General features: G+C 70.6%; 18 protein-coding genes, 1 tRNA gene and 1 pseudogene. 14 read left to right on the forward strand and 6 right to left on the reverse strand.

The features are described 5' to 3' along the window. Positions 1-23 precede the first annotated feature (23 nt). Together EV684_RS07485 and EV684_RS07490 are read left to right on the forward strand one after the other, a co-directional pair. Complete coding sequence (locus EV684_RS07485) at positions 24-1,322, forward strand: hemolysin family protein (protein WP_132645763.1); 1,299 nt, start codon at positions 24-26, stop codon at positions 1,320-1,322. Then, positions 1,319-2,077, forward strand: coding sequence for a SapC family protein (locus tag EV684_RS07490; protein WP_132645765.1), 759 nt, complete (start codon positions 1,319-1,321; stop codon positions 2,075-2,077). The genes EV684_RS07485 and EV684_RS07490 overlap by 4 nt, the downstream gene beginning before the upstream one ends. 4 nt (positions 2,078-2,081) lie before the next feature. Here EV684_RS07490 and EV684_RS07495 read toward each other — a convergent pair whose 3' ends face one another. Beyond that, complete coding sequence (locus EV684_RS07495; RefSeq protein WP_132645777.1) at positions 2,082-3,062, reverse strand: tRNA dihydrouridine synthase; 981 nt, start codon at positions 3,060-3,062, stop codon at positions 2,082-2,084. A 96-nt stretch (positions 3,063-3,158) separates the two neighbouring features. Here EV684_RS07495 and EV684_RS07500 point away from each other — a divergent pair, with 96 nt between their 5' ends. Continuing rightward, a complete protein-coding gene (locus EV684_RS07500) occupies positions 3,159-4,532 on the forward strand; it encodes a leucyl aminopeptidase family protein (RefSeq protein ID WP_132645779.1) in 1,374 nt (457 codons plus the stop codon). On the opposite strand, the gene EV684_RS07505 is transcribed toward EV684_RS07500, so the two are convergent. The 3 genes from EV684_RS07505 to EV684_RS07515 all read right to left on the reverse strand — a co-directional run bounded on the left by EV684_RS07505 (position 4,533) and on the right by EV684_RS07515 (position 7,344). Continuing rightward, the gene (locus tag EV684_RS07505; protein WP_132645781.1) at positions 4,533-5,597 is read right to left on the reverse strand and encodes a hypothetical protein; all 1,065 of its coding nucleotides are present in this window, start codon (positions 5,595-5,597) and stop codon (positions 4,533-4,535) included. It abuts the gene before it with no gap. 97 nt (positions 5,598-5,694) lie between these two features. Beyond that, entirely contained in the window at positions 5,695-5,997 is a 303-nt protein-coding gene (locus EV684_RS07510) for a VanZ family protein (protein ID WP_243651100.1), read from the reverse strand. Positions 5,998-6,051: 54 nt separating this feature from the next. Beyond that, complete coding sequence (locus EV684_RS07515) at positions 6,052-7,344, reverse strand: DUF4397 domain-containing protein (protein WP_132645785.1); 1,293 nt, start codon at positions 7,342-7,344, stop codon at positions 6,052-6,054. Positions 7,345-7,540: 196 nt separating this feature from the next. Between EV684_RS07515 and EV684_RS07520 the strand changes: the two genes are divergently transcribed. The 5 genes and pseudogenes from EV684_RS07520 to mdeB all read left to right on the forward strand — a co-directional run bounded on the left by EV684_RS07520 (position 7,541) and on the right by mdeB (position 12,643). Further along, complete coding sequence (locus EV684_RS07520; protein WP_132645787.1) at positions 7,541-8,272, forward strand: response regulator; 732 nt, start codon at positions 7,541-7,543, stop codon at positions 8,270-8,272. Positions 8,273-8,638: 366 nt separating this feature from the next. Then, positions 8,639-9,211 (forward strand): annotated as a pseudogene (locus EV684_RS24655) (histidine kinase dimerization/phospho-acceptor domain-containing protein); the annotation flags it as partial. Between the two features lie 268 nt (positions 9,212-9,479). Beyond that, positions 9,480-9,668 carry an ATP-binding protein gene (locus EV684_RS24660; protein WP_132645791.1) on the forward strand — a complete coding sequence of 63 codons (189 nt, stop codon included), beginning with the start codon at positions 9,480-9,482 and terminating at the stop codon, positions 9,666-9,668. A 127-nt stretch (positions 9,669-9,795) separates the two neighbouring features. After that, positions 9,796-10,008: a hypothetical protein gene (locus EV684_RS07535; RefSeq protein ID WP_132645793.1), complete on the forward strand. Its 213-nt coding sequence runs from the start codon at positions 9,796-9,798 to the stop codon at positions 10,006-10,008. Between the two features lie 40 nt (positions 10,009-10,048). Then, on the forward strand, positions 10,049-12,643 hold the full coding sequence (gene mdeB, locus EV684_RS07540) for an alpha-ketoglutarate dehydrogenase (protein WP_132645795.1): 2,595 nt from the start codon (positions 10,049-10,051) through the stop codon (positions 12,641-12,643). A gap of 70 nt (positions 12,644-12,713) precedes the next feature. Here mdeB and EV684_RS24540 read toward each other — a convergent pair whose 3' ends face one another. Beyond that, on the reverse strand, positions 12,714-12,842 hold the full coding sequence (locus EV684_RS24540) for a hypothetical protein (RefSeq protein ID WP_259375549.1): 129 nt from the start codon (positions 12,840-12,842) through the stop codon (positions 12,714-12,716). A gap of 251 nt (positions 12,843-13,093) precedes the next feature. On the opposite strand from EV684_RS24540, the gene EV684_RS07545 reads away from it, so the two are divergent. After that, positions 13,094-13,169, forward strand: a tRNA-Thr gene (locus EV684_RS07545). A gap of 214 nt (positions 13,170-13,383) precedes the next feature. On the opposite strand, the gene EV684_RS07550 is transcribed toward EV684_RS07545, so the two are convergent. After that, on the reverse strand, positions 13,384-14,316 hold the full coding sequence (locus EV684_RS07550) for a LysR family transcriptional regulator (protein ID WP_200222374.1): 933 nt from the start codon (positions 14,314-14,316) through the stop codon (positions 13,384-13,386). Positions 14,317-14,492: 176 nt separating this feature from the next. On the opposite strand from EV684_RS07550, the gene EV684_RS07555 reads away from it, so the two are divergent. From EV684_RS07555 to EV684_RS07575, 5 genes are read left to right on the forward strand one after another with little or no spacing between them, the layout of a single operon-like run. Then, positions 14,493-15,335: an ABC transporter substrate-binding protein gene (locus EV684_RS07555; RefSeq protein WP_132646305.1), complete on the forward strand. Its 843-nt coding sequence runs from the start codon at positions 14,493-14,495 to the stop codon at positions 15,333-15,335. A 31-nt stretch (positions 15,336-15,366) separates the two neighbouring features. Then, positions 15,367-16,068 (forward strand): amino acid ABC transporter permease, encoded by a 702-nt coding sequence (locus EV684_RS07560; protein WP_132646307.1) that lies wholly within the window; start codon positions 15,367-15,369, stop codon positions 16,066-16,068. Then, positions 16,065-16,766, forward strand: a complete 702-nt coding sequence (locus EV684_RS07565) for an amino acid ABC transporter permease (RefSeq protein WP_132645797.1) — start codon at positions 16,065-16,067, stop codon at positions 16,764-16,766. Before EV684_RS07560 ends, EV684_RS07565 begins: the two co-directional genes overlap by 4 nt. Position 16,767: 1 nt before the next feature. Beyond that, positions 16,768-17,496 carry an amino acid ABC transporter ATP-binding protein gene (locus EV684_RS07570; protein WP_132645799.1) on the forward strand — a complete coding sequence of 243 codons (729 nt, stop codon included), beginning with the start codon at positions 16,768-16,770 and terminating at the stop codon, positions 17,494-17,496. 14 nt (positions 17,497-17,510) lie between these two features. Next, positions 17,511-18,716 carry a pyridoxal phosphate-dependent aminotransferase gene (locus tag EV684_RS07575; protein ID WP_132645801.1) on the forward strand — a complete coding sequence of 402 codons (1,206 nt, stop codon included), beginning with the start codon at positions 17,511-17,513 and terminating at the stop codon, positions 18,714-18,716. The last annotated feature ends 4 nt before the right edge of the window (positions 18,717-18,720 follow it).

Consider the following 18,720-nt stretch of genomic DNA (forward strand, 5'->3'; position numbering starts at 1 on the left):
GCCGCCGTGTCGCGGCGGCTCGAATGGACGTCTCCCTCCTCGTCTTCCTCATCCTGCTCAACGGCGTGTTCGCCATGTCGGAGATGGCGCTCACCGCGTCACGCAAGATCCGGCTCCAGGTGATGGTGGAAGACGGCGCCCCCGGCGCCCGGGCCGCGATGGCCCTGCATGACGACCCCACGCGTTTCCTGTCGGTGGTGCAGATCGGCATCACCTCCATCGGCGTGCTCAACGGCATCGTCGGCGAAGCCGCGTTCTCGGCGCCGCTGGGCGACTGGCTGATCGAGCTCGGCGTCCAGGAGAACACCTCGCGCATCGGTGCCACCGCGATCGTCGTCGTGCTGATCACGATCGTCACGATCATCTTCGGCGAGCTGGTGCCCAAGCGCCTGGGCCAGCTCTACCCCGAGACGGTGGCGCGCCTGGTGGCGCGGCCGATGACCTGGGTCTCGCTGGCCGCGCGGCCGCTGGTGCTGCTGCTGTCGGCGTCGACGATGGCGGTGCTGCGCCTGCTGGGCATCCGCGAGGACACGCAGCGCGCGGTCACCGAAGAGGAGATCGCCGCCAGCCTGGAGGAAGGCCTGGACGCCGGCGTCATCGAGGCCCAGGAGCACCAGATGGTGCGCAACGTCTTCCGCCTCGACGACCGCCAGATCGGTTCGATGATGATCCCGCGCGCCGAGATCGCCTGGATCGAGGCCGACGCCCCGATCGGCGAGGTGCTGGCGCAGATCGCCGAGCATGGCCACTCGCGCTACCCGGTGTGTCGCGGCAGCCTGGACGACGTCATCGGCGTGCTCGGCGCGCACGCGCTGCTGCAGCCGCTGGCGCGCGGCGAGACGCCTCAGCTGCAGACGCTGCTCACGCCGCCGGTCTTCGTGCCCGAGACGCTGTCGGGCATGGAGCTGCTCGAGCACTTCCGCCAGTCGCGTGCCGACCTGGTGTTCGTCGTCGACGAGTACGGTGCCGTTCAGGGCGTGATCTCCGAGCGCGACCTGCTCGAGGCGATCACCGGCGAGTTCGGCAACCAGACCGACGAGGACGCCTGGGCCGTGCAGCGCGAGGACGGCAGCTGGTTGATGGACGGGCTGATCCCGGTGCCCGAGCTGAAGGACCGGCTCGAGCTGAAGGAGCTGCCCGACGAGGAGCGCGGCCGCTACAACACGCTGGCCGGCATGGTGATGCTGCTGCTGGGCCGGCTGCCGAAGACGGCCGACGCCGTGTCCTGGCAGGGCTGGCGCTTCGAGGTCGTCGACCTCGACGGCAAACGCGTCGACAAGGTGCTCGTCTCGCGCACCGACAACACAGGAGAGAACGAATGATCATCCCGCTGCTGCACCGCAAGCCGGTGCCGGTGGACCTGGGCCAGCACCGCGCGCTGAAGCTGGCGCTGCCGGTGCGCGACTGGAGCGTCGCTGGCGAGCTGAACTCGGTCTTCATCGCCGCGATCGAGTTCGTCGACGCGGCACGCGAGTACCCGATCTTCTTCGTCACGACCGGCAAGGACGATGCGGGCAAGCCGCAGATCGCGCCGATCGCGGTGTTCGGCCTGCAGCCCAAGCAGAACCTGTTCGTCGACCAGGGCCAGTGGCGCGCGCAGTTCATGCCCGCCGTGCTGACGAGCTATCCGTTCTGTGTCGGCCGGCTGGACAACGAGCGCTTCGCGGTCTGCCTGGATGCCGACTGGAAGGGCCTGGGCGACGAGGGCGAGGCCCTGTTCGACGCCGAGGGCAAGCCCGGCGCCTCGCTGCAGGCCGTGCGCGGCCAGCTCGAGGCGCTCGAAGGCGAGGCGCAGCGCACGCGCGTGCTCTGCCAGCGCCTGGCCGAGCTCGACCTGCTGCGGCCGATGCGTTTCGACGCCAACCTGCCCGACGGCAGCAAGCTCACCGTCGACGGCTTCCTGACCGTGGACAACGCCAAGGTCCAGGCGCTGGACGCGGCGACGACGCACGAGCTGCTCAAGAGCGGCCTGCTGGGCCTGATCTACGCCCACTTCGTCTCGCTGGGCCACATGCGCAAGCTGCTCGAGTGGCACCTCGAACGCCTGCCGGCCGCCCCGGCCGCCCCCGCGGCCTGACGCGTCAGGCGCCGGCTTCGGCCGGCGCCGTCTCGCCGAACATCAGCGCCTCGACGCGGCGCGCGTCGTTGGTTTCGCGGATGCGCGCGAAGGCCTCGCCGGCCTCCGGGAAACGCCGCCGCATCAGCCCCAGCCACTGCTTGAGCCGTCCGGCGCGGTGGCGCGGCTCCACGCGTGCGCCCACGCTCGCCCAGAAGCGCCGCAGCTCGGGCTGCAGCGCCGCCCAGTCGGGCGCCGGCTCGCCGCGGATCGTGCGCGCCAGCCCCGGGTCGGCGACCATGCCGCGGCCCAGCATCAGCGCGTCGCAGCCGCTCTCAGCCAGGCAGCGGTGCGCGTCGTCCAGCGTCCAGACCTCGCCGTTGGCGACCACCGGCAGCGCCACCGCCTCGCGGATCTCGGCGATGCGGTGCCAGTGCGCCGGCGGCCGGTAGCCCTCGGCCTTGGTGCGTGCGTGCACGACGAGCTCGGCGGCGCCGCCGTCGGCGATCGCGTGCGCGCAGTCCAGCATGCGCGAGTCGTCCAGGTGGCCCAGGCGCATCTTGGCCGTCACCGGCAGCGCGGCCGGCACCGCGCGCCGCACCGCGGCGACGATGGCGTGCACGAGTTCGGGTTCGTCCAGCAGCACCGCGCCGCCGCGATGGCGGTTGACCACCGGCGCCGGGCAGCCGAAGTTGAGGTCGATGCCGGCCGGCGACAGTTCGGCCAGGCGCGCGGCGTTTTCGGCCAGGCAGACCGGGTCGCCGCCCAGCAGCTGGGCACGCACCGGCGTGCCGGCGGCGGTGCGGCCGCCGGCCAGCAGCTCGGGTGCGATGCGCGTGAACACACGCGCCGGCAGCAGCTGGTCGGTGACGCGGATGAACTCCGAGACGCACAGCTCGACGCCGCCGACACGCGTCAGCACGTCGCGCAGGCTGTGGTCGAGCAGGCCTTCCATCGGTGCGAGCAGCAGGCGCGGGGCGGCGGGCGGGGCAGGGTGCGCGGACATCGGGGCGCGCATGATGCCGCAAGCGGCCGCCGGCCGCGCCCGCGACGCGGGACAATCACCGCTTTTGCCTTGTCGCCCGCGGGCGACCTGCCGCCGATGTCCGTCCTCCTGAAGAAGCCCACCGCCCGTGCGACGCCGATCCGCGTCGTCGACCGTTCCACCATTGCCGAGCAGCTCGCCGCCGCCCCGGCGCCGACGCGCCGCTGGCTCGAGGCCACGGGCTTCACCGGCGCGCCCGACACGCACGCGCTGGTGCCGGCGGCCGACGGGGCCGTCGCCGAGGTCTGGGCCGGCGTGCGCGCGGCCTCGCATCCGTGGGCGCTGGCGGCGCTGCCGCGGGCGCTGCCGGCCGGCAACTACCGCCTGTCGGCCGAGGGCCTGGCCGTCGCGCCCGAGGTGGCGGCGATGTCCTGGGAGCTGGGCGGCTACCGCTTCGACCTCTACAAGCCGGCCAAGACCGAGCCGGCGACGCTGCTGCTGGCCAAGAGTGCGGCGGCCGAACGCGGCCTGCTGCTGGCCACGGTCATCGCCTCGGTGCGCGACCTGGTCAACACGCCGGCCGAGCACATGGGCCCGGCCGAACTGGCCGAGGCCGTCAAGCTGGTGGCCGAACAGCACGGCGCCGAGTTCCGCCAGACGGTGGGCGACGCGCTGCTGAAGGCCGGCTTCCCGGCGATCCACGCCGTCGGCCGCGCCGCGGCGCGTGCACCGCGGCTGATCGAGCTGCACTGGGGCGACCCGAAGCACCCGCAGCTGACGCTCGTGGGCAAGGGCGTGTGCTTCGACACCGGCGGGCTGGACATGAAGTCGGCCGACGGCATGCGCCAGATGAAGAAGGACATGGGCGGCGCGGCCAACGCGCTGGGCCTGGCGCAGATGGTGATGGCGCTGGGCCTGCCGGTGCATCTGACGCTGCTGATTCCGGCGGTCGAGAACGCCGTCGCCGGCAACGCCTACCGCCCCGGCGACGTGATCCGCACGCGCAGCGGCCTGCACATCGAGATCGGCAACACCGACGCCGAAGGCCGCGTCGTCCTCTGCGACGCGCTGGCCTACGGCGCCGAAGCCAAGCCCGAGCTGATGATCGACCTGGCGACGCTGACTGGCGCGGCGCGCGTGGCGCTCGGCGCGCAGCTGCCGGCGCTGTTCTGCCGCGACACGGCGACCGCACGCGAGCTCGTCGACCTGGGCCTGGAACTGAACGACCCGCTGTGGCACATGCCCCTGTGGCGCGACTATCACGGCGGCATCGAGAGCGAGATCGCCGACATCGTCAACACCGGCCGCGGCCCCCAGGCCGGCGCGATCAACGCCGCGCTGTTCCTCGAGGACTTCGTGCCCGAGGCGCTGCCCTGGCTGCACGTCGACCTCTACGCCTGGAACGACGCCGCGCGCCCCGGCCGCCCGGCCGGCGGCGAGGCGCAGACGCTGCGCACGCTGCTCGCCTGGCTGGAAACGCGCTACCGCTGATCAGGCACGCGCCGCGCCGGGCGCGGCCGGCCGGCGCGGCGGCACGACGACCCGCAGCGCGCGTGCCGGCGCCACCGGCGTGCCCACCGGCTGCGCCGTGCCGGGCGTCACGCGCCGCGGCTGGCGCGCCGTGGCGGCGTCGACCGCGCGCTCCAGCAGCCGCAGCACGCCGGTCTCGCCCAGGCCGAAGGCGAAGGCCTGCCAGCGCTGGTTGACGCGGCGGTCGGCCCAGGCGTCTTCGAGCGCCTGGCGCACGGCCCGCGGGTCCTCGCCGGCACGCGCTTCGATGATGCGTGCGGCCAGCGCGCCGGCGAGCAACTGGAAGTCGTGGCGCAGCGCGTCGCCGCCTTCGGGCGGCAGCAGCGCGGCCAGGCGGCGGATGCGCTCGCTCCAGCCGCCCGAGGCGAACTGCAGCGTCACCAGCGCCTGCAGGCGCTGCGCGGCGTTGACCGGCCGCAGGCCCGGCGGCGGCAGCACGCGAAGCGGCACACGCACCGACTCGACGAAAGGCAGCGGCGTCGCCAGGCTGGCCAGCACCGCCAGGCGCCAGGCTTCGGCCGGCGCCAGACCGCCCGGGGCGTCGGCCAGGCCGGCCTGGGCCTGCGCCGCGCGGCGCAGCAGCGCTGCGGCGTCCAGGCCTTCGCGCGCCGCCTCGGCCTGGGGGCAGAGCATCGCCAGCGCGCCGGGCGCGTAGCCCTCATCCGGGCCCAGGCGGGTGACGACGGGCGCATCGGCGCCGCCGAAAGCGCGCCGCGTCACCGGGCAGTGGCTGATTTCGATCTCGCAGAGGTGACGCCATGTGACACGCGTCGGGTCGAGCGCGAGGCCGCGCCGCCAGGCGTCGGTGCGCAGCGCCAGCCAGCGCCGCACCAGGCGCGTGGGGGTCAGCGTGCGCCGGCCGAACACCGCCTTGGCGGCGCGCCAGCCCTGGCCCACCGGCGTGCCGTCGAGCAGCAGCCCGGGCGCCGGCACGAGGCCGTGGCGGGCGTGGTCCCAGCCCAGTTCGAAGCCGCTGCGGTCGCAGGCCTCGGCCTGCGGGTCGAAGTCCAAGATCGCCTGGTTCATCACGGTCTCCCGGTCGGCGGCCGGGCCCGATGCCCGACGCTGGAAGACAGTGTGGAGGCTCAGTGGCTCATGGACAGAGCCACCACTGTAAAGAAGCTCAGGTGTGGCTGCCGCGCCCGAAGAGCCGCGCCAGCCCCCAGGCCAGCACGATGCCGGCCGCGTCGGCGAGCACATCGGCGGCGTCGGCACTGCGTCCGGGCACGAAGGCCTGGACGAACTCGATCAGCAGCCCGTAGGCCAGCAGCGCGGCCCCGATGCGGGTGAAACCGCGTCCTGGCCAGGCCCGGGCCGCGGCCAGCCCCATCGTGAAAAAGGCCAACCCGTGGTTGGCCTTGTCCCAGCCGGTGTCCGCCTGCGGCGGCGGATTCGGCGTGAACGCCAGCCAGGCGACGCCCGACACCAGCAGCAGGAGCAGCAGGCGCCAGGCGAGGCGGGCGGGCGGGGGGGAGTTCAGTCAGCGATCCTTGCGCAGGACACCGGTCGGCGTGCTGTTGCCGCCGAGCAGGAACACAGTGTAGACGCCGTAGGACTGCAGGTTGGCGTCCTCCTGCGTGTACAGGTAGTCGCCGCCCGAGGAGGTCGTGATGTCGATGCGCGCCTCGTCGTTGTAGGTCGCGGTGACGAAGCTCGACGCGCTGCCCGGGGAGACGTCGGTGACCAGCGCCGCGTAGTCCACCGACAGCGTGATCGGGTCGGTCGTCGAGGCGGCGTTGATCAGGCGCATGCGGTAGCGCGTGGACGAGGTCGGCAGGCGGTTGTCGTCGCTGATCAGTTTCACCGCGGCGTCGCTGCCGGCGGTGCCGTAGGCGATCAGCGTGTAGTCGGCACCGGGCTTGAAGGTCTGCGTCGCCGAGCTCACCGTGGTGCCCGCGACCTTGACCGTCAGCGCGCCGTCGCCGGCGCTGATGCGCTGGTAGCTGCCGACCGAGGGCGAGACCAGCGTCGCCAGCGTGCTGCCGTCCAGCGTGGCGTTGACCGTGCCGCGCGACTCGGCGCCGGCAATGACGCGGATGCGCGCCTGGGTGTTCTTGGCCGTCGTCAGGTCGCCCTGCTGCACCAGCACCAGGCCGTTGACCAGCACGCCGCCGGTGCCGGCGGTGATGATCAGCGTGGAGTACTCGTACTCGTTGATCGTGATGTCGCTGACGTCCAGGCGCACGTCGTCGACGTCGCCGGCGGTCGTGACACGCAGGCGGTAGCTGCCGATGCCGACGTCCTTGTAGCTGCCCAGCGTCGACGAGCTGACGCTGCTGGCCAGCGCGCTGGAGTCGGCCAGATCGGCGTCTTCCTGCGTCAGGTAGACGTCGAACGAGCCGGCGTCGGTGGTCGCGTTGTAGACCCGCAGCTGGCCGTAGCCGTCGTCGATGTCGTCGGTGTCCGAGTCTTCGGGCAGCGTGACGAGCTTGAGCGCGCCGCTGCGGCCCCAGACGATGCCGGTGTAGTGCTTGCTCTTGGACAGCGAGTAGGTGCCGGTGACGAGCGTCGACGAGGCGCCGTTGGCGCGCACCTTCAGCGTGTAGCTGTCGGCGTCGATCTTGGTGTAGGCGGTCACGGCGTCGGAGGCGACGGCCGAGAACTCGGTCGTGCCGTCGACGTCGAGGTCGATCGAGTCGACGTCGGTACTGGCATTGAGCACGCGCAGCTGGGCCGAACCGTCGCTGCTGCCGCCGCCGCAGGCAGCCAGCAGCAAGGCGGAAGCCGCGAACAGCGCGTACATGCCGCGCCGCGCGAACAGGGATAGCATCATCGTCGTTCCTTCGAAGGGTCTGGCGCCTTCGGGCGCCGCCCCGCGATTGCACCGCCGGCACGCGACGCCGACATTGCCTGTCGGTTGCCGTCGGAAACCGCTGATGACGCCGGATGTCGGCCGCCCCTGCACGCCGCGCTACCGCATCTCAACGCTGCGCTACATACGGAAACACGGCGCGACTACGCTGCCGGCCATGGACACGACCCCGCACCACCTCTTCGTCGTCGAGGACGACCCCGCGATGCGCGACATGCTGTCGGCCTACCTCGAGAAGCAGGGGTTGTCGGTGACGCCGATGTCCAGCGCCGAGGAGATGATGCGCCGCATCCATCGGCGCCGGCCCGACCTGATCATCCTCGACGTGATGCTGCCCGGCGAGTCCGGCATCGACGCCTGCCGTCGCCTGCGCTCCGAAGGCGACCGCGTGCCGGTCATCCTGCTGACCGCGCGTACCGAGGAGGTCGACCGCGTGCTCGGGCTGGAGATGGGCGCCGACGACTATCTCGGCAAGCCGTTCTCGGCGCGCGAGCTGCTGGCGCGCATCCGGGCGGTGCTGCGCCGCACGAACTCGCTGCCCGGCGTGCCGGCGCCCAGCGACCGCGAGGTGCGCATCGGCGCGCACACCTTCGTGCCGGCGACACGCAGCCTGCACGCAGCCAGCGGGGAGCTGCGTGTGCTGTCCACCGTCGAGTACTCGATCCTCGCCGAGCTGGTCGCCAATCCGCACGTGCCGATCTCGCGCGAGCGGCTGCTCTCGGTGTCGCACACGCGCGGCGAGGAGCTGCTGGCGCGCACCGCCGACGTCGCGGTGATGCGGCTGCGCAAGATCGTCGAGCCCGACCCGGCGATGCCGCGCTACATCCAGACGGTGCGCGGCCACGGCTACATGTTCGTGCCCCACCTGCCGCGGCCGCTGGCCGCCTGACGCGGCGCGATGGGCAACGCTGCCACCGGCACGCTGGTCGGCCGCCTGACGGCCGGCGTCGCGCTCGTCGGTGCGCTGGCCTTCCTGACGCAGGCGCTGGTGCTGCATTTCTGGCTCTCGCCGGTGCTCGACGAGCTCGGGCACGAGACCGCGGCGCACGCGGCGACGATCGCCACGGCGCTGGCGGCGGCGGCACCGACGGACCGCCCGGCACTGGCGCGGCGCCTGTCCGACGACCGCGTGCAGGTCGGCATCACGCCGCCCTGGGGCCCGCCGCCTGGCCAGGACGCGCGTGGCCCGGGCTCGCCCGAGGACCCGGGGCCCGGCGACGGGCCGGGTGGCGCCGAGGGGGCGCCGCCGGCGCTGATGGCGTCGTCCACGAACCGCGGGCTGGACCGCGTGCAGCGCGAGCTGCAGCGGCGGCTGGGCCCGGACGCGGTGGTGCGCGACGGCTTCGGCCCCGCGGGCCCGTTCACGCTGCTGATCGGGGTCTCGGTGGACGGGCAGCGCTGGTGGATCGCGTTCAACCACCAGCTGCCGCGGCCGGCGCTGTTCGAGACCCTGCTGGCCTGGCTGGGCGTGCTGTCGGCACTGGTCTTCGGCGCGCTGCTGCTCTCGGCGCGTTTTGTCGCCCGGCCGATCCGGCACCTGGCCGACGAGATCTCGCGCCAGCGTGCGCCGCTCAAGCCGATCGCCGAGCACGGACGCGGCAGCGAGGAGCTGCATTCGCTGGCCGCCTCGTTCAACTCGCTGGTGCGGGTCGTCGAGGCCGGGCGGCAGACGCGCCAGAACCTTCTTGCCGGCCTGTCGCACGACCTGCGCACGCCGCTGGCGCGGCTGCGCCTGCGCGCCGAGACGCAGTGCGAGCCGGCGGTGGGCGACGCGCTGGCCGCCGACCTCGGCTCGCTGGAGCGCATCGTCGACCAGTTCCTCGCCTACGTGCAGCTGGAGCGTGCCGACGCCGTCGGCCGTGCCGCGCCGCTGTCAAGCAGCGTCGAGGACGTCGTGCGTCGCCACGTCGAGCACGGTGACCCGGTCGAAGCCGCCATCGCGCCGCTGGACTGGCCGATGCCGGACCTGCCGGTGCAGCGCCTGGTCGGCAACCTGGTCGACAACGCGCTGGCCTACGGCCGCGCGCCGGTGCGCGTGGAACTCGTCGAACACGAAGGGGGGGGCGCTGCTGCGCGTGCTCGACCACGGCCACGGCATGAGCGCCACCGAGTTCGAGCTGGCGCAGCAGCCCTTCGTGCGCCTGTCGCCGGCGCGCAGCGGCGAAGGCCACTGCGGGCTCGGGCTGGCGATCGTGGCCGAGATCGTGCGCCAGTGGGGCGGCGAGCTGCGCCTGGCGCCGGCCGGTGTCACGACCGGCATCGAAGCGACGATCCCGCGCCGCTGAGCGCAACACGGACGCAACGCTGCGTCATCTTCACGGTTTTTCACGGCGCTCTTCGGCGATTCGGCGCGCCGGGGCGGGAAGACGATGCAGGCCTCGGCGGAGCGTCAGCCGCCGATGGAGAAAAGCCATGACCCGACCCCCTTCCCGAAGCGAGCGGCGGCCCTGCGTGCCGAGCCCGGACGCCAGCACGCCCGACGACGATGCAGCGCTGTCCGCGCTGTTCGAAGCCTTCCGCGACGGCCGCAGTCCGGCGGCGCAGATCGCCGGCCGGTTGCGCCGGGCGCTGGGCGACGAGGCCGAGCCGGCCCGTGCACGCCCCGGGGATGCGCGTCCGTCCTAGACTTGCGGCCCCCGGCCCACGAGGCCGGCATGGAGCCGCGATGGGTGCACCCGAATCCCTTGAATCCCCCGATACCGACCCGCAGGAGACGCGGGAGTGGCTGGAAGCGCTGCAGGCCGTCGTCGCCGACGCGGGGCCGGAGCGCGGCCTGTACCTGCTCGAGCAGCTCGAGCGCCAGGCCCAGCAGCTCGGCGTCGTGCCGCACGTGCCGCCGTACTCGGCCTACCGCAACACGATCCCGCTGGAGCGCCAGGGCGCCTACCCGGGCGACCTGCGGCTGGAAGAGCGGCTGCTCGCCGTGCTGCGCTGGAACGCGCTGGCGATGGTCGTGCGCGCCAACGAGGCCTACGGCGAGCTCGGCGGTCACATCGCCAGTTATGCCTCGGCCGCCGAGATCTTCGAGGTCGGCTTCAACCACTTCTTCCGCGGCAGCGCCGCCGCCCAGTCGGGCGACCTCGTCTTCTTCCAGCCGCACTCGGCGCCGGGCATCTACGCCCGCGCCTTCCTCGAAGGGCGCTTGAGCGAGCAGCAGCTCGCCAACTACCGCCAGGAGATCGCCGGTCCGGGCCTGTGCTCGTACCCGCATCCCTGGCTGATGCCCGAGTTCTGGCAGTTCCCCACCGGCTCGATGGGCCTGGGGCCGCTGAACGCCGTCTGGCAGGCGCGTTTCATGCGCTACCTGCAGGCGCGCGGGCTGCTGCAGACCGAGGGACGGCGCGTCTGGGGCGTGTTCGGCGACGGCGAGATGGACGAGCCCGAGTCGATCGCCGGCCTGACGCTGGCCGCGCGCGAGCAGCTCGACAACCTGTGTTTCGTCGTCAACTGCAACCTGCAGCGCCTGGACGGCCCGGTGCGCGGCAACGGCCAGATCATCCAGGAACTGGAGTCGCTGTTCAAAGGCGCCGGCTGGAACGTGATCAAGGTGCTGTGGGGCAGCGACTGGGACGCGCTGTTCGCGCGCGACACGCGGCACGTGCTGCTGAAGGCGCTGGCCGGCACCGTCGACGGCCAGTACCAGACGCTGGGCGCCAACGACGGCGCCTACAACATCGAGCACTTCTTCCGCGTGAACCCCGAGGTGCAGCGCCTGGTGGCGCACATGAGCCCGGCCGAGATCGACGCCTTGAAACGCGGCGGCCACGACCTGCGCAAGCTGCACGCCGCCTTTGCCGCCGCCCGGGCGCACCGCGGCCGGCCGACCGTCATCCTGGCCAAGACCAAGAAGGGCTACGGCATGGGCGGCGCCGGTGAGAGCCGCATGACCGCGCACCAGGCCAAGAAGCTCGACGTCGAGGCGCTGAAGGCCTTCCGCGACCGCTTCGCCTTGCCGCTGGACGACGCCGACGTCGCCGCGCTGAAGTTCTACAAGCCGGCCGACGACAGCCCCGAGATGCGCTACCTGCGCGAGCGCCGCGCCGCGCTCGGCGGGCCGCTGCCGCGGCGCAACCCCGCCGCGCCGGTGCTGCCGGTGCCGCCGCTGGCGGCCTGGGGCAGCTTCGCGCTCGACGCCGACGGCAAGGAGATGAGCACGACGATGGCCGCCGTGCGCCTGCTGGGTGGCCTGCTGAAGGACCCGGTGCTCGGCCCGCGTGTCGTGCCCATCGTCGCCGACGAGGCGCGCACCTTCGGCATGGCGAGCCTGTTCCGCCAGATCGGCATCTACGCGCCCGGCGGCCAGCGCTACGAGCCCGAGGACGCGGCCTCGATGCTGTACTACCGCGAGTCGGCCGACGGCCAGCTGCTGGAGGAGGGCATCAACGAAGCCGGCGCGATGAGCTCGTGGATCGCCGCGGCGACGAGCTACGCGGTGCACGGGCTGCCGATGCTGCCGGTCTACATCTACTACTCGATGTTCGGCTTCCAGCGTGTCGGCGACCTGATCTGGGCCGCCGCCGACCAGCGGGCGCGCGGCTTCCTGTTCGGCGCCACCGCCGGCCGCACGACGCTGGGCGGCGAAGGCCTGCAGCACCAGGACGGCTCCAGCCTCGTCGTCGCCGCGACGGTGCCGACCTGCCGCGCCTGGGATCCGGCGCATGCCGGCGAGCTGGCGGTGATCCTCGAGCACGGCCTGCAGCGCATGCTGGTCGAGCAGCACGACGAGTTCCACTACGTCACGCTGACCAACGAGAACCTCGCGATGCCCAGCCTGCCCGAAGGCGTGCACGAGGACCTGCTGCGCGGGCTGTACCGGCTGGAGAGACACGGCGACGGCCCGGCGCGGGTGCGGCTGGTGGGCTCGGGCGCGATCCTGCGCGAGGTGCAGGCGGCGGCGCGGATGCTGGCCGCCGAGCACGGCCTCGCCTGCGAGGTGTTCAGCGCCACCAGCTTCTCCGAGCTGGCGCGCGAGGCGGCCGAGTGCCGGCGCCTGGACCGTCTGCAGCCGCAGGACGCGCAGCGCGTCTCGCACGTCGAGCGCCTGCTGGCCGGGGACGCGCCGGTGGTCGCGGCCACCGACTACGTGCGCGCCTGGCCGCAGCTGATCGCCGAGTACGTCGACGCGCGCTACGTCACGCTGGGCACCGACGGCTTCGGCCGCAGCGACACGCGCCGGCGCCTGCGCGAGTTCTTCGAGGTCGATGCGGCGAGCATCGTGCAGGCGGCGCTGCAGGCGATGAGGATGCCGCGGCGGGGCTGAAAACGACGACGCCCGGGTCGCGGCCCGGGCGTCGTCTGCCGGAACCGGGCCTCGCGGGGCCCGGCCGGTTTCAAAGCCCCTGAGGAGTCAGCGCATAGGGCAGCAGCGGAACCAGGCTGATGGCCAGGATCGCCAGCAGCGCCCAGCGGTCCAGCTGGCGAAGTTCGGTCTCTTTGGCAATGGCAGTTTCGTGACGCATGGCAGTTTCTCCGACGGTAGTGAGAGTGACGCTAGAGCAGACAAACGCGCCGGTCATTTGGTGACTGCGCAGTCACGAAATATACGGATCGGGAGAATCGTCGTCGGGTGGCGCCCGTTTGCCCGTGTGTCGAGTGCGGGCTTGATCGGTCGTCTTGAGGCCGGGCATCCGGTTCGCAGGGGCGGCGGCAACATCCTCCCAGGAATTTGCTGGGAGCCGCGAGAAGCGTGCTATAGTCATGGGCTTACGCCGCCGGTGTAGCTCAGTTGGTAGAGCAGCGCATTCGTAATGCGAAGGTCGGGAGTTCGACTCTCTTCACCGGCACCACATTCAGCCCCGATCCCTCCTAGGACAAGCACTTAGGGCGGCATCGGGGCTTCGTTTTTGTGTCACTCGCCTGTGTCGGTCAACCTCTTGACCGACGAAGCAGACGACGTGCGCGAACCTGGCCTGTACAGGCGCTGCTCCAGTGTCAGCGGGCAGGTGCGGCGGTGGCGGCGACGGTGCCCAGTTGCCCGTCGCTCTGGAGCGCCTTGCGCCCTCAAGTCCCGTTCTCCGGCCCGCCACTGATCTCTTCGGTCTGGAATGCCCGCGTGAAGTCGCAGCATTCCTGGGCCAGCATCACGATCGACGAGATCAGCGTGCTTCTCTGCTCGTTGCGGTAGATCGCGTTGTACTGGATCTCCGGCAGGGAGGGCGTCACGTCCACGACGTCGAGCAGCCCGGCCGCCACCAGCGGCTCCATGCACTCGTGAGGCAGGTGGCTGATGCCCAGCCCGGACACGGTCATGCCGATGATCGCGACGAGGTTGTTGCTGGCGATCGTCTTGGCCGGACTGAAACCGAAGGACTTGAACCAGCGCTCGTAGGCGAGACCTGTACCTGAGCGCTCGCCCTGCGTCAGCAGGCGATGCGACACGAGTTCATGGACACGATAGGTCCTGTCGCGCCGCAGGACGCCGGGCTTGCACATCCAGGCGTTCTGCACCCGGGCCAGGGGTTTGGCCACGATGCGCTCGTCGTCTGCCAGCGCCGGCACGATGGCCAGGTCGAGCTGGTCGGCCAGGAGCTTGTCGCGCAGCGAGACGCTCGCGTCGACGTCGGGTTCGATCACCAGCATCGGATAGTGCGTGTTGATGTTCCCGACCAGGCGCGGCAGCCAGGTCATCGCGGTGAGCTCGGTGACGCCGATGCGCAGGCGTCGCTTGATGATCTCCGGGCGCTGGAAGCGCTGCACCACCTCGTCGCGTTCGGCGAGAAAGCGCGAGGCGATCGCGAACATCTCCTCGCCTTTCTCGGTCAGCCGCGCGGTGCGCTGCGTGCGGTCGAACAAGGGTGTCTCGAACGCCCCTTCGAGCTCCTGCACCCGCTTCGAGATCGCCGACTGGGTCGTGTGCAGCTTCTGCGCCGCCTGGGTGAAGCCGCCCAGCTTGGCGACCCAATACACCGCTTCCAACTGCTTGAACGTGATCATGACGCACCATCTTTGGGCTGGTTGGGGTTCAGATCGCGGGTTGACCCTCATTCGATTCCGAAAACTCATCATAAAGCATGGAAATTAATCGCTTTTCACGATCCTCCAGGATTCCCACAATCAGACCCAATCCCACGCAACGGGTCATGCCGCTCCCCACCCCTCTGGAGGTCTACATGTTTCGGTTCCTGTCAAACCGTGCCCGGCGCACGCTCTTCGGCACCGTCGTCATCGCTCTGTGCGCCACGTCCACCGCGGCCCAGGCCAACCGGCTGGAGGAGATCAAGGCACGCGGAAAGCTGATCTGCGCCACGCTGTCCGGCTCCGAGCCCCTGGCTTTCCAGGATCCGAAGACGCGCCAGTACGTGGGCTTCGACGTGGACACCTGCGCTGCGATCGCCAAGCGCCTGGGGGTGGCACTGGAGCACAAGCCGATCGCGGTCGAAGCCCGCATCCCCGAGCTCGCGCTCGGCCGGGTCGACGTCGTCGCGGCGGCGATGGGCTACACCAAGGAGCGCGCGGAGCAGATCGCTTACACCGACATCCACTACCAGATCCCGCTGAAGATCATCGTCGCCAGCAACTCCGGCATCGAGAAGTTCGCCGATCTGGCGGGCAAGAAGATCAGCGCGAACAAGGGCAGCACGCCCGAGCTGTACGCACGCAGCAAGATCCCCGGCGCCGAGGTCGTGACCTATCAGGACGGCTCGACCGGCTTCCTCGCGCTGGCGCAGGGCAAGGTCCAGGGCTTCGCGATCGCGCAGGCCACCGGCGCCCGCTTCATCGAGACGACCGGCGGAAAGTTCAAGTTCCTCGACGAGTCCCTCGCGTTCGAGCCCACCGGCCTGGGCATCAAGAAGGGCGAGCCGGAGCTGCTGGCCGCCGTCAACAAGGCGCTGCGCGACATGGAAGCCTCGGGCGAGCTCGACGCGCTGTGGACCAAGTGGTACGGCCCCGAGACGCGATTCAAGATCGTGCGCGAGAAGAAGCTGACGCCGGTCTCCGCGTTCTCGAACTGAGCGCCGGGTCCATACGCGCAGAGACACGATGATGGAGTCGCTCGATTTCGGCGCCGTCCTGCAGGGACGCTACCTGCAATGGTTCGTGGCCGGGGCGGCCAAGACGCTGCTGCTCTTTGCAGCGTGCTGGCTGGCTGGCTTTCTTCTGAGCTTCGTCGTCGTGTCGCTGCGCCAGTCCAGGGTTCGGGGGCTGGAGGCGCTGGCGCGCCTGTTCGTCGACTACCACCGCAACGTTCCGGGCCTGGTCCAGGTGTTCATCTGGTACTTCGGGATCCCGCAGCTGCTGCCCGATGCCTGGCAGGCCTGGATCAACGCGCAGGGCAGCGAGTTCCTGCTGGTGTGGATCGCGCTGTCGCTGAACGCAGCGGCCTACATGTCCGAGGACCTGCGCAGCGGCATCCGCTCGCTGCCCGCGACGCAGATGGAGGCCGCGCGAGCCCTGGGCATGAGCTTCGTGCAGGCGATGCGGCTGATCGTGCTGCCGCAGGCGCTGCGGGTGGCCATCCCGCCGCTCGTCAACCAGTCGCTGAGCCTGTTCAAGTCGACGAGCCTCGCGATGGCCGTCGGCCTGGCCGAGATCACCTACGTGTCGCGGCAGGTCGAGAACGAGTCGTTCCGCACCTTCGAGGCCTTCGCCGTGGCCTCGGCCTTCTACTGGATCTGCTCGTTCACGATCATGGCCCTGGGGCACCTGGCCAGCCAGCGTCTCAATCCCGCGGTGAGCACCCGATGATCGACATTCTTCAGGACTACGGGCTGCTGCTGCTGGTCGGGCAGTTCCCCGACGGCCCGCTGGGCGGCCTGGCGCTGACGCTCGTGCTGGCGATTGCCGGTCTCGTGCTGTCGTTCCCGCTGGCGGTGCTGATGGGCGTCGCGCGCACGAGCCCGATCCGGGCGGTGCGCATGCCGGCCACCGCCGTCGTGCAGGCGGTACGCGGCCTGCCGGTGCTGATGCTGATCTTCTGGGCCTATTTCATCGTCCCGCTGCTCGTGGGGCGCAGCGTCTCGGGCATCACGACCGTGATCTGTGCCCTGGTGGCCTACGAGCTGGCGTTTCTCGGCGAGGTGGTGCGTGCCGGCATCGAGGCGATCCCGAAGGGGCAGGTCGAGGCGGCGCGCTCGCTGGGCATGAGCTACGGCCAGACCATGCGCAAGATCGTGCTGCCCCAGGCCCTGGTGCAGATGACGCCGAGCATCCTCAACCAGTTCATCAACCTCATCAAGAACACGTCGCTGGGTTACATCATCAGCGTCAACGAGCTGACCTATTCCGCCTATCAGGTCAACGCGCAGTTGCTGACGCGGCCGTTCGAGGTTTACGCGATTCTCGCCTTGACCTACTTCCTGCTCTGCTGGCTGTTGGGCCTGGGTGTCAACCAGCTCGAAAAGAGCATCAACCGGCGGCGCCAGGCCGTGCCGCGGAGCGCCTGACATGATCAGCTTCGACAAGGTCGAAAAGTATTACGGCGACTACAAGGCGCTGGACGGCATCAGCGAAACGGTGGCCAAGGGCGAAGTGGTCGTCGTCTGCGGCCCTTCCGGTTCCGGGAAATCGACGCTCATCCGGACCATCAACCGGCTCGAGCCCATTTCCGGCGGCCGCATCGTCGTCAACGGGCAGGACGTGCATGCGCCGGACGTCAACGTCAATCAGCTGCGCAGCCATATCGGCTTCGTCTTCCAGAGCTTCAACCTGTTCCCGCACTTGAGCGTGCTGCAGAACGTGTCGATCGCGCCGGTCACCGTTCTGAAGACGCCGCAGGCCGAGGCCCGCGAGCGCGCGCTGGCCTTGCTGGCCAAGGTCGGGCTGCAGAACAAGGCCGATGCCTATCCGCCGCAGCTTTCGGGCGGGCAGCAGCAGCGTGTGGCGATCGCCCGCGCGCTGGCCATGCAGCCTCCGGTGATGCTCTTCGACGAACCCACCAGCGCGCTCGATCCGGAAATGGTCGGCGAGGTCCTGGCGGTGATGAAACAACTCGCTGCCGACGGCATGACCATGGTCTGCGTCACCCACGAAATGGGTTTCGCGCGCGAGGTCGCGAATCGCATCCTGTTCATGGACGCCGGTTCGATCCTGGAGCGCTCGACGCCCGAAGCCTTCTTCACGAATCCGCAGCATCCGCGGGCGCGGAAGTTCATTTCCGACATCCGCCACGCCTAGTCGCCTTCAGCACCATGAGCTTTCTTGCCGAGTCACTGTCCCGCATCAAGCCGTCCAGCACCATTGCCGCGACACAGCGCGCGCGCAACCTGGCCGAACAAGGCCGGGACGTCATCACGCTGAGCACGGGCGAGCCCGATTTCGACACGCCCGACAACATCCGGCTGGCGGCGATCCGCGCCATCACCCAGGGCAGGACCCGCTACACGCCGACCGGCGGCATTCCCGAGCTGCGCGACGCCGTGGCGCGCAAGTTCGAGCGCGAGAACGGCCTGCGTTTCAAACGCGAACAGATCATCGTCTGCAGCGGCGGCAAACACGTCATCTCCAACGCCTTCATGGCGACGCTCAACCCGGGCGACGAAGTCATCATTCCCGCGCCTTACTGGGTGTCGTATCCCGAGCTGGTGGCGCTGTGCAACGCGACCTCGGTCGTCGTGCCGACCTTCGCGGCGAGCGGCCTCAAGCTGACGGCCGAGGCCCTGGAGCGCCACATCACGCCGCGCACCAAGTGGCTGGTGCTGAACTCGCCGTCCAACCCGAGCGGCGCGGCCTATACGCGCGACGAACTGCGCGCGCTGGCCGAGGTTCTCCTGCGCCATCCGCAGGTCTGGACGCTGTGCGACGACATCTACGAGCACCTCGTCTACGACGGTTTCGAGTTCACGACGCTGGCCCAGGTCGAACCGCGGCTCCAGGACCGCGTCCTGACCGTCAACGGCGTGTCCAAGGGCTATGCGATGACGGGCTGGCGCATCGGCTTCGCGGGCGGGCCGGCGATGCTGGTCAAGGCGATGGAGATGCTCCAGGGGCAGACGACCTCGGCGGCCAGCTCGATCGCGCAGTGGGCAGCCGTCGAAGCGCTGAACGGGCCGCAGGACTTCATCGCGCCGCGCCGCGAAGCGTTTCGCGAGCGCCGCGACGCCGTCGTCGCGCGCCTGAACGGCTGCCAGGGCCTGAGCTGCGCGGTCCCCGAGGGCGCGTTCTACGTCTTCCCTTCGTGCCGGGGCACGATCGGCAAACGCGCTCCCGGTGGCAAGGTGATCGCCAGCGACGCTGATTTCGCACTCGAGCTGCTGAACGCCGAAGGCGTTTCCGTGGTGCACGGCGAAGCCTTCGGCGCGCCGGGTTTCTTCCGCATCTCCTACGCCTCCAGCATGGAGCAGCTGATGCAGGCGTGTTCGCGCATCGAGCGTTTCTGCGCCGCACTCGGCCGCTGAGGAC

Source organism: Rubrivivax gelatinosus (assembly GCF_004340905.1).
GTDB lineage: Bacteria > Pseudomonadota > Gammaproteobacteria > Burkholderiales > Burkholderiaceae_C > Rubrivivax > Rubrivivax gelatinosus.